The sequence below is a fragment of the Xanthobacter albus genome, from assembly GCF_043194895.2.
Lineage (GTDB): Bacteria > Pseudomonadota > Alphaproteobacteria > Rhizobiales > Xanthobacteraceae > Xanthobacter.
Genome location: NZ_CM195532.1, coordinates 1,458,274 through 1,471,427 on the forward strand (window position 1 = coordinate 1,458,274; position 13,154 = coordinate 1,471,427).

Annotated in this window: 12 protein-coding genes; 9 read left to right on the forward strand and 3 right to left on the reverse strand. The window is 68.4% G+C overall.

Going from position 1 to position 13,154, the window contains the following annotated elements:
- The first annotated feature begins 3 nt into the window (after positions 1 to 3).
- From V5F75_RS06560 to V5F75_RS06595, 8 genes are all read left to right on the forward strand, one after another.
- Positions 4 to 1,764 (forward strand): fumarate reductase/succinate dehydrogenase flavoprotein subunit, encoded by a 1,761-nt coding sequence (locus V5F75_RS06560; RefSeq protein WP_394040950.1) that lies wholly within the window; start codon positions 4 to 6, stop codon positions 1,762 to 1,764.
- A 39-nt stretch (positions 1,765 to 1,803) separates the two neighbouring features.
- Positions 1,804 to 2,037: a 4Fe-4S dicluster domain-containing protein gene (locus V5F75_RS06565; protein ID WP_394035971.1), complete on the forward strand. Its 234-nt coding sequence runs from the start codon at positions 1,804 to 1,806 to the stop codon at positions 2,035 to 2,037.
- A gap of 8 nt (positions 2,038 to 2,045) precedes the next feature.
- Positions 2,046 to 2,999, forward strand: coding sequence for a HEAT repeat domain-containing protein (locus V5F75_RS06570; protein WP_394035969.1), 954 nt, complete (start codon positions 2,046 to 2,048; stop codon positions 2,997 to 2,999).
- A gap of 415 nt (positions 3,000 to 3,414) precedes the next feature.
- Positions 3,415 to 4,122: a GntR family transcriptional regulator gene (locus tag V5F75_RS06575; protein ID WP_394035967.1), complete on the forward strand. Its 708-nt coding sequence runs from the start codon at positions 3,415 to 3,417 to the stop codon at positions 4,120 to 4,122.
- 494 nt (positions 4,123 to 4,616) lie between these two features.
- Positions 4,617 to 5,954, forward strand: coding sequence for an ABC transporter substrate-binding protein (locus V5F75_RS06580; RefSeq protein ID WP_509212146.1), 1,338 nt, complete (start codon positions 4,617 to 4,619; stop codon positions 5,952 to 5,954).
- Positions 5,955 to 6,070: 116 nt separating this feature from the next.
- A complete protein-coding gene (locus V5F75_RS06585) occupies positions 6,071 to 7,000 on the forward strand; it encodes an ABC transporter permease subunit (RefSeq protein WP_509212147.1) in 930 nt (309 codons plus the stop codon).
- Between the two features lie 122 nt (positions 7,001 to 7,122).
- Complete coding sequence (locus V5F75_RS06590; protein ID WP_394035961.1) at positions 7,123 to 7,974, forward strand: ABC transporter ATP-binding protein; 852 nt, start codon at positions 7,123 to 7,125, stop codon at positions 7,972 to 7,974.
- Positions 7,975 to 7,990: 16 nt separating this feature from the next.
- Entirely contained in the window at positions 7,991 to 8,737 is a 747-nt protein-coding gene (locus tag V5F75_RS06595) for a Crp/Fnr family transcriptional regulator (RefSeq protein WP_394036035.1), read from the forward strand.
- Between the two features lie 28 nt (positions 8,738 to 8,765).
- On the opposite strand, the gene V5F75_RS06600 is transcribed toward V5F75_RS06595, so the two are convergent.
- On the reverse strand, positions 8,766 to 10,337 hold the full coding sequence (locus tag V5F75_RS06600) for a DHA2 family efflux MFS transporter permease subunit (RefSeq protein WP_394035959.1): 1,572 nt from the start codon (positions 10,335 to 10,337) through the stop codon (positions 8,766 to 8,768).
- Positions 10,338 to 10,360: 23 nt separating this feature from the next.
- Positions 10,361 to 11,539, reverse strand: coding sequence for an HlyD family secretion protein (locus V5F75_RS06605; RefSeq protein WP_394035957.1), 1,179 nt, complete (start codon positions 11,537 to 11,539; stop codon positions 10,361 to 10,363).
- A 142-nt stretch (positions 11,540 to 11,681) separates the two neighbouring features.
- On the opposite strand from V5F75_RS06605, the gene V5F75_RS06610 reads away from it, so the two are divergent.
- On the forward strand, positions 11,682 to 12,344 hold the full coding sequence (locus tag V5F75_RS06610) for a TetR/AcrR family transcriptional regulator (RefSeq protein WP_394035955.1): 663 nt from the start codon (positions 11,682 to 11,684) through the stop codon (positions 12,342 to 12,344).
- Positions 12,345 to 12,363: 19 nt separating this feature from the next.
- Here V5F75_RS06610 and msrA read toward each other — a convergent pair whose 3' ends face one another.
- Positions 12,364 to 13,020, reverse strand: coding sequence for a peptide-methionine (S)-S-oxide reductase MsrA (msrA, locus tag V5F75_RS06615; protein WP_394035953.1), 657 nt, complete (start codon positions 13,018 to 13,020; stop codon positions 12,364 to 12,366).
- Positions 13,021 to 13,154 lie beyond the last annotated feature (134 nt).

Here is a 13,154-nt window from a genome sequence, read left to right on the forward strand (position 1 = left end):
AACATGGATGTGAAGGAGGCTCGCGTGGACGAGATCACGGCCGGACTTTCGGAAATCGACTGCGATGTGCTGGTCATCGGCGGCGGCACCGCCGGCCCCATGGCGGCCTACAAGGCGAAGATGAAGAACCCCGACGCCAAGGTGGTGCTGCTGGAGAAGGCCAATGTGAAGCGCTCCGGCGCCATCTCCATGGGCATGGACGGGCTCAACAACGCGGTCATTCCCGGCCATTCGACGCCCGAGCAGTATACGAAGGAGATCACCATCGCCAACGACGGCATCGTCGACCAGGCGGCGGTGCTCAAATACGCCGAGAACTGCTTCGAGATGATCCAGGAACTGGACCGCTTCGGCATCCGCTTCCAGAAGGACGAGAACGGCGACTACGACGTCAAGAAGGTGCACCACATGGGCACCTACGTGCTGCCCATGCCCAATGGCGAGACGGTGAAGAAGGCGCTCTACCGCCAGCTCCGCCGCGCCCGCATCCTCATCTCCAACCGCTACATGGCGACCCGCCTCCTCACCGGCAAATCGGGCCGCATCGCCGGCGCCATCGCGGTGAACACCCGCACCGCCGAGTTCCTGGTGGTGCGCGCCAAGACCGTCATCATGAGCATGGGCGCCGCCGGCCGGCTGGGCCTGCCGACCTCGGGCTATCTGTTCGGAACCTACGAGAACGCCGCCAATTCCGGCGAGGGCTATGCCATGGCCTATCACGCCGGAGCGAAGCTCGCGAACCTCGAATGCTTCCAGATCAACCCGCTTATCAAGGACTACAACGGCCCGGCCTGCGCCTATGTGGCCGGTCCCTTCGGCGGATACACCGCCAATGCGAACGGCGAGCGCTTCATCGAGTGCGATTACTGGTCCGGCCAGATGATGCAGGAGTTCTACAAGGAGCTGCAATCCGGAAACGGGCCGGTGTTCCTGCGCCTCAACCACCTCAAGAAGGAGACCGCCGACCATATCGAGCAGATCCTGCACACGGTGGAGCGGCCCTCGCGCGGGCGGTTCCATGAGCAGCGCGGCACCCGCTATTCGGAAACCATGATCGAGATGCACATCTCGGAAATCGGCTTCTGCTCCGGCCACTCGGCCTCCGGCGTGTTCGTGGACGAGTTCGCCCGCACCACGGTGCCCGGCCTCTACGCCGCTGGCGACATGGCGAGCGTGCCGCACAACTACATGCTGGGCGCCTTCACCAACGGCGCCATCGCCGGCGAGGACGCCATCGACTTCTGCAAGGACGTGGATCTCGACGCCTACGACCGCGCCGACGTGCTGGCCGAGCAGGAGCGCGTGCTGGCGCCGACCAGGCGCGAGGACGGCATTCCGCCCAACCAGATCGAGTACAAGGTGCGGCGCCTCGTGAACGATTACCTGCAGCCGCCGAAGGTGACCAAGAAATACGAGCTGGCGCAGCAGCGCTTCGCCGAGGTGCGCGAGGACATGGAGGGGGCCATGATGGCCCGCGACGCCCACGAGCTGATGCGCGCCATGGAGGTTTCCTCCATCCTCGACTGCGCCGACATGGCGGCCTGCGCCTCGCTCTACCGCACCGAGAGCCGCTGGGGCCTCTACCACTGGCGCACGGACTACCCCGGGCACAACGACCAGGACTGGAAGTGCCACGTCCTGCTGGGCAAGCAGGAGGACGGTTCCATGGGCTGCGAGAAGCGCGCGATCCAGCCCTACATCGTCCCCATCTCCGACGACGAGAAGGACGCCTACTACAAGCAGCGCATCACCGCCAAGGCATGAACGTCGGCGTGATCTGAAGTCGAGAAAAGGAACTGCCCCATGCCTCTGGCCAATACGTCCACCACGGTTCCCGTCCTCGTCGACGAGGACAAGTGCATCGCCGACAAGGGCTGCACGGTCTGCGTCGATGTCTGCCCGCTCGACGTGCTGCGCATCTCCGAGCTGACCGGCAAGGCCTACATGAAGTTCGACGAGTGCTGGTATTGCATGCCGTGCGAGGCGGATTGCCCCACCGGCGCCGTCACCGTCAACATCCCCTACCTGCTCAAGTGAGGCGCGCCATGACGTTCGAGCCCTTCGAGGCGTTCAGCGACCTCGACGAACTTGCGGAGAAGCTGCGCGACGCCGACCCGAGCGTGCGCCGGGTGGCGGTGATGGAGCTGGCCGACACGGCCGAGCCGGGGGCGGTGGCGCTGATCGGTTCCGCGCTGCGCGACGTGGTGCCGGAAGTGCGCCTGCAGGCCGCCATCGCCCTCGGCGAGTTCGACGGGCGCGAGACGGCGGAGATGCTGGCGGTCGGCCTCGTGGACAAGGACCATCGCGTGGCCCGCGCCTCCGCCGACAGCCTCGCCGAGCTGAAGGACCCGGCGGCGGCCGATCCCATCTTCCCCCTCATCGCCCATGAGGATGCGTTCGTGCGCGCCGGCGCCCTGCGCGGCATCAAGGAGCTGCGCCGGCCGGACGCGCTGCCGCTGGCCCTGCGGGCGCTGGACGACGCCGAGCCGCGCGTGCGGGTGGAGGCGCTCGGCGTGGTCGGCTACCTGAAGGTAGAGGAGACGCTGCCGGCGCTCATCGCCTGCGCGCGCGATGCCCATGCCGAGGTGCGCCGCACGGCGGTGGGGGCGCTTGGCTTCTCGCGCTCCGGCCACGCGGCGGAAGCGTTGATCCGCGCGCTTTCCGATGCCGACTGGTCGGTGCGCGAGGTGGCGGCGGAGATCCTGGGCAAGGGCCGCTTCGCCCGCGCCGTGGCGCCGCTGATCGCCGCCTTCGACGATCCGGAATGGCAGGTGCGGGTGAAGATCGTGCGCGCCCTCGGCCTGCTCAAGGCGGCGGAGGCGGTGCCGCAGATCGCGGGCTGCCTGGAGGACGGCATCAGCAACCTGCGCAAGGAAGCGGCCGCCGCCCTGGGCGAGATCGCGACCCCTGCCGCGCGGCCCTTCCTGGAGCGCTATGTCGACGACCCCGACCCCGATGTCCGAAAGAACGTGCGCTGGGCGCTCGGTCGGATAGAATAGTCGGCGCTTGAGGCCGGCGCGGCTGCGGCGCGCGCCGGCCTCGCCGTCCGGCGCAGGATGTGAGGGCCCTTGCGGGGCAAGGATCGGGAGGCTCGCCATTCCGCCCACCGGACCGAAGATGCCGCCGAGCGCCGGACCTGCGTCGCGCATTGCCGTTTCCCCCTCCGCCACGCCCTGCGCGGAGGCGGACCCCGCCAGGATCGGCACGCCCAGAATTGCGGCATCCAGGGTGGCAGGTCCCAAGGTGGCAGGTCCCAGGGTGGCTGGTCCCACGACTGCGGGTTCACGGATCGCGGCGCCCGAGGTGCCGATCTCCAAGCCGCCCATCTCTCAGGCCCCCATTTCCAAACCGCCCATATCCCGGCCGTCCGGCGCCGGGAGTGCCGGTTCCGAGCCCTCCGGCCCCAAGCCCCGCGTGCCGAAATACCTCGAGCTGAAGGAATGGCTGCTGCGCGGCGTGCTGGAGGGGCGCTTCCGGCCCGGCGACGCCTTGCCCAGCGAGAACGAGCTGGCCCAGAGGTTCGCCGTCAGCCGCATCACCGTGCGCCAGGCGCTGGACCTGCTGCGGGAGAGTGGGCTCGTCACCGCGCACCAGGGCAAGGGCTATTTCGTCCGCGCCATCAGCGCCATGCAGGATCTCGGCCGGCTCCAGGGCTTCGGCGAGATGATGGAGCCGCTCGGCATCGCCACCCGCTCGGAGGTGCTCGGCGCGGCGGTGGTGGAGGCCCCGGCGGCGGTGGCGCGTGCCTTCGGCACCCGGCGGGGCGAGGAGGTGGTGCGGATCGAGCGCCTCCGGATCGCCGCCAGCGTGACCATGTCGGTGGACATCAGCTATTTCCCGCTCGACGTGGGCCGCCCGCTGCTCGGCCTCGATCTCCAGCGCGTGGACATCTTCAAGCTCATCGAGACCGACCTCGGCATCGAGATCGGCTTCGCCGACATCACCATGAGCGTGGTGGAGGCCGATGCCGAGCTGTGCGCTCACCTGCCTTTGAAGCCGGGCGCGCCGGTGATCCATATCGAGCGGCTGACCCACGCCATGGACGGCCGGCCCATCGACTTCGAGAACCTCTACGCGCCCGCCGGCAACCATCGCTTCAAGGCCCGCATTCCGCGCTGGTGACCGGCCCGTTCCTGCGGCGACATAAAATCAACTAAAATTATCGAATATATTGACGAATCGCCGGTGCCCGCCCATGCTTCCAGGGTCGGGCGTGCCGGTGGCGCGTGGCGGGGCCGTATGCCCCGCAAAGGCGCTCCACTTCCCGATTCTCTTGCATGCGCATGCGCCTGTCCGCTCCGTCCGGGGTGGGCCGCGCGGTCCCGCGACTGCGGGCGGGAAGGGCGGATCGATCCGGCGAACTTGTATTATCGGGGGCGGGCACGGGCTGCTCAAGCGGACACCAACTGCGCCATGCTTGAGCAACAGGCAGCGATGAAATGGCGGGCATTCACCCAGCGTCATCGCGAGGTGTTACCGCCTTTCGCCTTGTTTTCTGGACCTTTTCCAACTCCAGCGCCGGCATGCACGACGTCGATGGCACGCCTGTTGCGCCTCTTGGGAGGCGTTTTAGGACAAGTGCAGCTTTCGAGGGATCAGACATGCGACATCATTCGATGCTCTTTGGCGTAGCCCTCGCGGCGCTCATGAGCGCCCCCGCGCTCGCCGAGACGATCGAGATCGGCATCGGCCACCAGAGCACCGTGACCAACACCGTTCCCGGCGGCATCATCCTCGAGAAGCTGGGCCTTCTCGAAAAGCACCTGCCCCATGACGGCAAGTACAAGGACGCCGACTACAAGGTCGTGTTCCAGGACTACACGTCCGGCCCGCCCATCACCAACCAGATGCTGGCCGGCAAGCTCGCCTTCGGCGTGATGGGCGACTATCCGCTGATCGTGAACGGCGCCAAGTTCCAGGCCGCCGGCAATGCGGAAACCCGCTTCATCGCCGTCACCGGCTACAACCTGAAGGGCACCGGCAACGGCATCGTGGTGCCCGTGAAGTCGGACGTCTACGAGCTGGGCCAGCTCAAGGGCAAGAGCATCTCCACCCCCGTCGGCAGCGCCGCCTGGGGCATGACGCTGAAGGCGTTGCGCGATGCCGGGATCTTCGAGGACGTGAAGATCCAGAACCAGGCCCCGCCGGTGGGCGTCGCCGCCATCGCCCAGGACAAGATCGACGCCCATGCCGACTTCTGCCCCTGGTCGGAGGTGATGGAGTTCCGCGGCACCGGCCGCAAGATCTTCGACGGCAGCGAGGCGGGCATTCCCACCTTCCACGGCACGGTGGTGCTGAAGGACTTCGCCGACAAGTATCCGGAGCTGGTCCAGGCCTATATCGAGGCCACCATGGAGGCCCAGGACTGGATCGCCAAGGACCCGGTGGAGGCCGCCATCAAGGTCTCCGAATGGACCGGCATCGAGAAGGAGGTGCTCTACCTCTACTTCAGCCAGGGCGGCATCTCCACCTTCGAGGCTTCCATCAAGCCGCAGTGGGTGGACGCGCTGAAGTATGATCATGCGCTGCTGGCCAAGGAGACCGGCCTCACCCCTCTCGACTTCGGCCGCTGGGTGGACCCGACCTATGTGAAGGCGGCCTACAAGGCCCGCGGCAAGGACTATGACGCGGCGGTGAAGGAGGTCGTCTCCTCCAGGCCGGGCGCCCCCGGCCTCAAGCCCGCCGAAATCTGGATCGACGGCGCCGGCGTCACCAAGCTCGACAGCGTGGAGGCCCTGACGGAGGCCGCCAGGAAGGCCAAGGCCGACGGCAAGAGCGTGCTCGCCACCTATGTCTACGACCAGGCGAGCGGCCTCAAGCTGTTCGGCAAGGTGGCCTTCTTCGTGGAGGGCAAGGACGGCGCCCTCACCGCCTTCATGAAGAAGGGCGATGCCGAGGCCTTCGCCAAGAGTTCCGGCGGCAAGGTGGTGGGCTGGGAAGCCATCGCCTCGTGAGCAACGGCGCGGCGCGGCCTGTCCGCGCCGCGCTTCGGCTCTCGTTTTTCAGAAACTTCGCCCCGAAATTTCGCTTCAGGACGTGTCGTTCCATGCAAAACGCTTTGAAACACGAGGTGGCTTACGCCGTGCCGGTTTCCGTTTCCCTCGAAAACGCCCCGGCGGCGCCCCGCGCGGGGGCGGCGGGGCAGGGCGCGCGCGAGGCCGCGGGCGGCGGCCGGCCGCGGCGCGTGGGGCCCGTCCGGGCCGGGGTGAACGCCATCCTGGCCTGGTTCCAGGCCAAGGCCTACGGCCTCGTGGTGGGCACCATCGGCCTCGCCATCGGCATCGGCCTGTGGCACGTGCTCAGCGTGAACAAGGTCAACTTCTTCATCAATTTCTCGAACGTGCCGCGCCCGGGCCTCGTGTTCGCGGCCTTCATGAAGCACCTGTTCGATCCTGTCTTCTACGTGCACATCGAGGTCTCCGTGCTGCGCATCGCCGCCGGCTTCGTCAGCGCGGCGGTCATCGGCATTGCGCTCGGCACGCTGATGGGGCGTTCGAAGTTCGGGGCGGCGCTGTTCGCGCCCTATATCGAGATCATGCGGCCGATCCCGGCGGTGGCCTGGATTCCGCTCGCCATCCTGATGTGGCCCACCGACGAGGCCTCCATCGCCTTCATCACTTTCCTGGGCGCGCTGTTCCCCGTCGTCATCAACACCATGCAGGGGGTGGAGCAGACCCCGGCGGTGCTGGTGCGGGCGGCGAAATCCCTCGGCGCCTCGCAGCTCCAGATCTTCTGGAACGTCATCCTGCCGGCGGCGCTGCCCAGCATCGTCACCGGCCTCGCGGTGGGCATGGGGGTGAGCTGGTTCTCGCTGCTGGCGGGCGAGATCATCTCCGGCCAGTACGGCATCGGCTACTTCACCTGGAACGCCTATTCGCTGGTGGACTATCCCGACATCATCGTCGGCATGCTGGTGACGGGCGCGCTCGGCACCATTTCCACCGCTTTGGTGCGCGTGGCGGCGCGGCCGTTCCTGAAGTGGCAGCGCCGCGCGCGCTGACCGCGCCCGGAGCGCCCAGGGCGCTCCTTCGTTTCCGCATCGACCCGTTTTCCCCGCGCGAACCGGCACCCGCCTCGCGCGGGAACGCCCCAGCCACCGCAACAGCATCCGGAGCCAGGACCATGGAAGAAGTCGTGTCCTTCACTGATCGTCTTGCCGGCATCGGCGGGCGGCGCTCCAGCGCGGGGCGTGGCCGCATCCGCGTGGACGGTGTCGCCATCACCTTCGGCCAGGGCCGCAAGATGCACCATGCGGTGATGGAGACCAGCCTCGACATCAAGCCCGGCGAGTTCGTGTGCATCCTCGGCCCCTCGGGCTGCGGCAAGTCCACGCTGCTCTCGTCCATCGCCGGCTACGTGCGCCCTTCCACGGGCGAGGTGATCGTGGACGACGAGCCGGTGCGCGGGCCGGGCCCCGAGCGGGGCATGGTATTCCAGCAGTATTCGCTGTTCCCCTGGAAGACCATCCGCGAGAACATCGTGTTCGGGCCCAAGGTGGCCGGGCGCCCGGCGCAGGAGCTGAAGACCATCGGCGACACCTTCCTGGAGATGGTGGGCCTCGCCCGGTTCGCGAACGCCTATCCGGCCGAGCTTTCCGGCGGCATGCAGCAGCGCGTGGGCATCGCCCGCGCGCTGGCCAATTCGCCGAGCGTGCTGCTGATGGACGAGCCCTTCGGCGCCCTCGACGCCCAGACCCGGCTGATGATGCAGGAGAGCCTGCTGGAGATCTGGAGCGCCTTCGGCATCACCGTGGTGTTCGTGACCCACGACGTGGACGAGGCCATCTTCCTCGCCGACCGCATCGTCATCATGAGCGCCAGCCCCGGCTCGGTGATCGCCGACCTGAAGGTGAGCCTGCCGCGCCCGCGCAGCCAGGAGATGGCCACCACCGACGCCTTCATGGAGCTGAAGCGCGCCTGCCACGAGCGCATCCGCGCGGAGAGCCTCAGGGCCTTCGCGCAGCAGAGCCAGTGAGGGCGCGGTGAGCGACATGGAACGCCGCATCGGCGCACTCCGGCAGAACGAGGCCTCCCTCTCCGCGGTCTTCCTCAGCGAGGAGCCGACCGATCTCAACGCCGGCGCGGACTTCCTCCAGCGCCTGACCCCCGGCGAGATCGCCGAGCTGCGCGCGGCCGGCGCGCCGCGCACGCTTTCCGCCGGCGAGAGCCTGTTCCGCCAGGGCGACACCCACGCCGGCATCTGGCTCATCGAGCGCGGCACGGTGCGCACCTTCTACGTGAGCCCCACCGGCCGCGAGATCACCCTCGCCTTGTGGACTCCCGGCCATTTCGTGGGCGGGCCGGAAGTGTTCGGCGGCGGCAGCCACGTGTGGTCCGCCGACGTGCACGACGACGCGGAGGTGCTCTACCTCACCGGCGCCAAGATCCGCCTGCTGGCGGAGACCATGCCCCGCTTCGCCATCTGCCTCATCGAGGGGCTGGTGGCGAAGGGCAAGTGCTATTCCGCCCTGGTGCAGATGCTCGGCACCCGCTCGGTCACGGAGCGCCTCGCGCAATTGCTGGTCATCTTCGCGGACACCTCGAGCCGGCGCGAGGGCAACCGCCTCGTCATCGAGCGCAAGCTCACCCACGACCAGCTCGCCGCCATCGTCGGCGCCACCCGCCAGTGGGTGACCATGACCCTCGACAAGTTCCAGAAGCGCGGCCTCATCTCGGTGAGCCGCCAGTGCATCGTGGTGGAGAATTACGACCTGCTGTGCGCGGAGGTGCGGGCCTGAGAAGCCCCAAGGGCCCGCGCCGCCGGCCTCAGTGGCCGCCGCCCCCGCCTCCGCCGGGCTTGGGACGGCGCATCAGGGGCGCGGCCGCCACCAGACACAGGAACAGCACAGTGAGCAGGGCGAACACGTCCGCGAACGCCATGACCAGCGCCTGCTGGCGCACCAGCAGGGCGAGCTGCTTCAGGGCCGCGTCGGTGGCGTTGGAGCCGAGGGCGGAGAAGGTGGCGGTGAGCCCGTCGAGCCGCTCCACGGCGGCGGCGCTGCCCCACTGCACGCTCTCGTGCAGGCGCGCGAGGTGCAGGTCCCAGCGGTGGTTCAGTACCGTGTTGATGAGCGCGAGGCCCACCGCGCCGCCGAGGTTGCGCGTGAGGTTGAACAGGCCCGAGGCGTTCTTCAGCTGGTCCGGCGGCAGGGTGCCGAGGGAGATGTTGTTGATGGGGATCATCGCCAGCATCAGCGAGGTGCCGCGCAGGATCTGCGGGATGACGAGCTCCCAGAAGTCCCAGTCCTTGGTGATGAAGGTGATCCACCAGGTGCCGAGGGCGAAGCCGGCGAACGCCACGCCCATCATGACGCGCGGGTCGAGCTTCGTCATCAGCCGCCCGGCGATGGGCGCGGTGAGGAACATGGCGACGCCGGTGACGAACATGGTCTCGCCGATCTGCAGCGCCGAATAGCCCCGCACCCGGCCGAGGAAGATGGGGTAGAGATAGGTGAGCCCGTAGAGCCCGATGCCCAGCACGAAGCTGAAGGCCGAGCCGATGGCGAAGTTGCGGTTCACGAACGCCTTGATGTCCACCACCGGGTGGGACGCCATCAGCACCCGCGCGAAGAAGGCCACAGACGACACCGCGCACACGATGGCGAACACGAGGATGGAATTGTCCTCGAACCAGTCGTTGGTGGGGCCTTCCTCCAGCACGTATTCGAGGCTGCCGAGGAAGCCGGCCATGAACAGCAGGCCCCACCAGTCGAAGCGGTCGAGCAGGGAGAAGTCCGGCTCGTCGAAGTCCACCAGCGTGACGGTCAGCAGGATGACGAAGATGCCCGGCACCACGTTCACCAGGAACAGCCAGTGCCAGGAGAACAGGTCGGTGAGATAGCCGCCCACGGTGGGGCCGATGGTGGGCGCCAGCGTCGCCACGAGGCCGATCATGGGCGCGACGATGGGCTGCTTCTCGCGCGGGAACACCGAATAGGCCGCAGCGAACACGGTGGGGATCATGCCGCCGCCCAGGAAGCCCTGGAGCGCGCGATAAAGGATCATCTGCTCGATGGAGGTGGCCGTCGCGCACATGAAGCTCATCACCGTGAAGCCGGTGGCGGAGGCGGCGAACAGCCAGCGGGTGGAGAGCGCCCGCGACAGGAAGCCCGAGAGCGGGATCATCACCACCTCGGCGATGAGGTAGCTGGTCTGCACCCAGGAGATTTCGTCCGACGAGGCCGCGAGCCCGGCCTGGATCTCCGCCAGCGAGGCCGAGACGATCTGGATGTCCAGGATCGCCATGAACATGCCGAACACCATGGAGAGGAAGGCGACCATGCGCCTCGTCTCCATGCCGTGGCCCGCCGCCGGGGCGGCGTGGGTGGTGGCGGACATTCCTCTTCTCCCGTCGGGCGGGCTCAGGGCTGCCCGGCCGTGCCGGCGCGGGTATCCACCACGGCGGTCACGGACATGCCGGGCCGCAGCCGGTGGCCCTCCAGGGTGTGGGCATCGAGGGCGATGCGCACCGGAATGCGCTGCACGATCTTGGTGAAGTTGCCGGTGGCGTTCTCCGGCGGCAGCAGGGAGAACACCGCGCCCGAGGCCGGCGAGACGCTGGCCACCCGGCCGGTCAGGTCGCGGTCGGGGTAGGCGTCCACATAGATGCGCGCGCTCTGGCCCGGATGGATGCGGTCGAGCTGCGTTTCCTTGAAGTTGGCGTCCACATACACGGCATCGAGGGGCACCACGGCGGCGAGCCGCGTGCCCGGTTGCACCAATTGGCCCACCTGCACGGCGCGGTTGCCCACCACCCCGTCGATGGGCGCGCGCACCACGGTGAAGTCGAGGTCGCGCTGGGCCTGGTCGCGCGCGGTGCGGTATTCCGCCAGCACGCGCTCGGCCTCCGTGCGCTGGGCCTTCAGAACCGAGAGCGCCGCCTCGGCGGAGGCGACCGCCGCCTTGGCGGAAAGCACGCTGGCCGCGCCCTTGTCGCGGTCGGCACGGGCGTTGTCGAGCACCGAGCGGCTCGCGAAATTGGAGCTGGCGAGCTTGTCCTGGCGCTCGAATTCCAGCGTGGCGCGCTGCTGCTCGGCCTCCGCCGCGGAAAGCTGGGCCTTGGCCTGGGCCACGGAGGCGGCCGCCGCCTTGCCCTGCTCGTCGAAGCGGATGAGGGCGGCCTCCTGGGTGGCGATCTTGTCGGCGGCGGCCTGCACCGCGAGCCGGTAGTCGCCGTCGTCGATGCGGGCGATCACGTCGCCGGCCTTCACCGACTGGTTGGCCTCGACCTCGATACTCTTCACGTATCCACCCACCTTGGCGGCGAGCAGGGAGGTATCGGCGCTCACATAGGCGTCGTCGGTGGAAACCTCGAACCGCCCCACCTGCCACCAGCGGAGACCATACCAGCCGCCCGCCGCCACCAGCAAAGCGAGCACGGCGCCGAGCACCAGCCGCTTGCGCGACCTCCTGGGCGGGGCATCCTGCGGGCTGGTGGTGGGCGCGGGGGTGGCGGGGGCCTCGGCCGGGCGGGCCTTCAGGACGGTAACGCCGGGCGCCGCTTCACGCTCGGCCGCATCGAGCCTCGTTGTCTGGGACACGGCGTTTCTCCGAGCCGGGAAATTTCAACTGAACGGTTCAGTTCTCTCGATGACTGAGATACACTGAACCAAACCGTTCAGTCAATTTCTTTGACAGGATGCCCGCCTGCCCCTAAGCAAGGTGGCGGGCAGGAAGGTGGACATGAACCACATAAGTATGGGCGAGGCGCACGCCTCCGCCGCCGGGCGCGCAGGCGCCGAGCCGGAGAGCGCGAAGCGCCGCACCATCATCGACGGCGCGCGCACGGTCTTCTTCGAAAAGGGCTTCGACGGCGCCAGCATGGACGAGATCGCCCGCGCCAGCGGCGTCTCGAAGGCGACCATCTATTCCTATTTCGCCGGCAAGGTGGAGCTGTTCCAGGCCCTGGTGGAGGTGGACCGCCGCAAGTCGGCCGAGCGCCTGTTCGAATACGACCCGGCCGACCCCGATGTGGAGAGTCTGCTCCAGCGCATCGGCGAGAGCTTCATGACCATGATGGTCTCGCCCGAGCACATCCGGCTCATCCGCATGGTGATCGGCGCGGCCGAGCAGTTCCCCGCCATCGGCCGCACCTTCTTCGAGGCCGGGCCCTGCCAGGGCGGGCGGCGCCTCGCCGACCTGCTGGCGCGCCAGACCGAGCTGGGCCGCCTGAGGGTGCAGGATTTCGAGCTGGCGGCGTTCCAGTTCTTCAACCTGTGCCAGGGCAATCTGGTGAAGGGCCTGCTGTTCGGCACCAACCGGCCGCCCACCGCCGAGGAAATCCGCGCCACGGTGGCGGCCGGGGTGCGCGTGTTCCTCGCCGGCTATGGCGTGAAGCCGGCGTGAACGGCTTGCGCGGGCCGCGCTATTGCGCCGCGACCCCGGTGCCGATGGGACATGCCACGCCGGTGCCGCCGAGCCCGCAATAGCCGCCGGGGTTCTTCGCCAGATACTGCTGGTGATAGTCCTCGGCGAAATAGAAGGTTTCGATCGCCGCGATCTCGGTGGTGACGGGGCCGAAACCGCGCGCGGCGAGGGCGGCCGCGTAGGCCGTCTTGGCCGCTTCCGCCGGCGCCTTCTGGTCGTGCGCCGTCAGGTAGATGCCGGAGCGATACTGCGTGCCCACGTCATTGCCCTGGCGCATGCCCTGGGTGGGGTCGTGAGCCTCGAAGAACAGCTTCAGCAGCGCCTCGTAGGTCACGGCCGCCGGGTCGTACACCACCAGCACCGCCTCGGTATGGCCGGTGAAGCCGGAGCACACCTCCTCATAGGTGGGGTTGGGCGTGAGCCCGCCCACATAGCCCACGGCCGTCACATATACGCCCGGCTGCTGCCAGAACTTGCGCTCCGCGCCCCAGAAGCAGCCGAGGGCGAACACCGCCGTGCGCAGCCCGGCGGGGTAGGGGCCTTTCAGCGGGTGGCCGTTGACGGCGTGGGTGCGGGCGGTGGGAAGGGGCGTGGCCCGGCCCGGCAGGGCTTCCGCCGCCGTGGGCAGGTCGAGGGGCTTCCTCAGGTAGAACATGGCGAGGCTCCCATGCGCGGCCGCCCCGCCCGGAGGTTCCGGCCGGCGCGCCGCGCCCTGTGTTGTGGGCTCCAATATGGGGGTAGCGTGGCCGGAGCGCGAGAGATGCGGCGCCGTGGGCGCCTCACCCTTTC

Coding starts and splice junctions, on each gene's coding strand:
- V5F75_RS06560 (WP_394040950.1), top strand. CDS start 4: ATGGATGTGAAGGAGGCTCGCGTGGACGAGATCACGGCCGGACTTTCG.
- V5F75_RS06565 (WP_394035971.1), top strand. CDS start 1,804: ATGCCTCTGGCCAATACGTCCACCACGGTTCCCGTCCTCGTCGACGAG.
- V5F75_RS06570 (WP_394035969.1), top strand. CDS start 2,046: ATGACGTTCGAGCCCTTCGAGGCGTTCAGCGACCTCGACGAACTTGCG.
- V5F75_RS06580 (WP_509212146.1), top strand. CDS start 4,617: ATGCTCTTTGGCGTAGCCCTCGCGGCGCTCATGAGCGCCCCCGCGCTC.
- V5F75_RS06590 (WP_394035961.1), top strand. CDS start 7,123: ATGGAAGAAGTCGTGTCCTTCACTGATCGTCTTGCCGGCATCGGCGGG.
- V5F75_RS06595 (WP_394036035.1), top strand. CDS start 7,991: ATGGAACGCCGCATCGGCGCACTCCGGCAGAACGAGGCCTCCCTCTCC.
- V5F75_RS06600 (WP_394035959.1), bottom strand. CDS start 10,337: ATGTCCGCCACCACCCACGCCGCCCCGGCGGCGGGCCACGGCATGGAG.
- V5F75_RS06610 (WP_394035955.1), top strand. CDS start 11,682: ATGAACCACATAAGTATGGGCGAGGCGCACGCCTCCGCCGCCGGGCGC.
- msrA (WP_394035953.1), bottom strand. CDS start 13,020: ATGTTCTACCTGAGGAAGCCCCTCGACCTGCCCACGGCGGCGGAAGCC.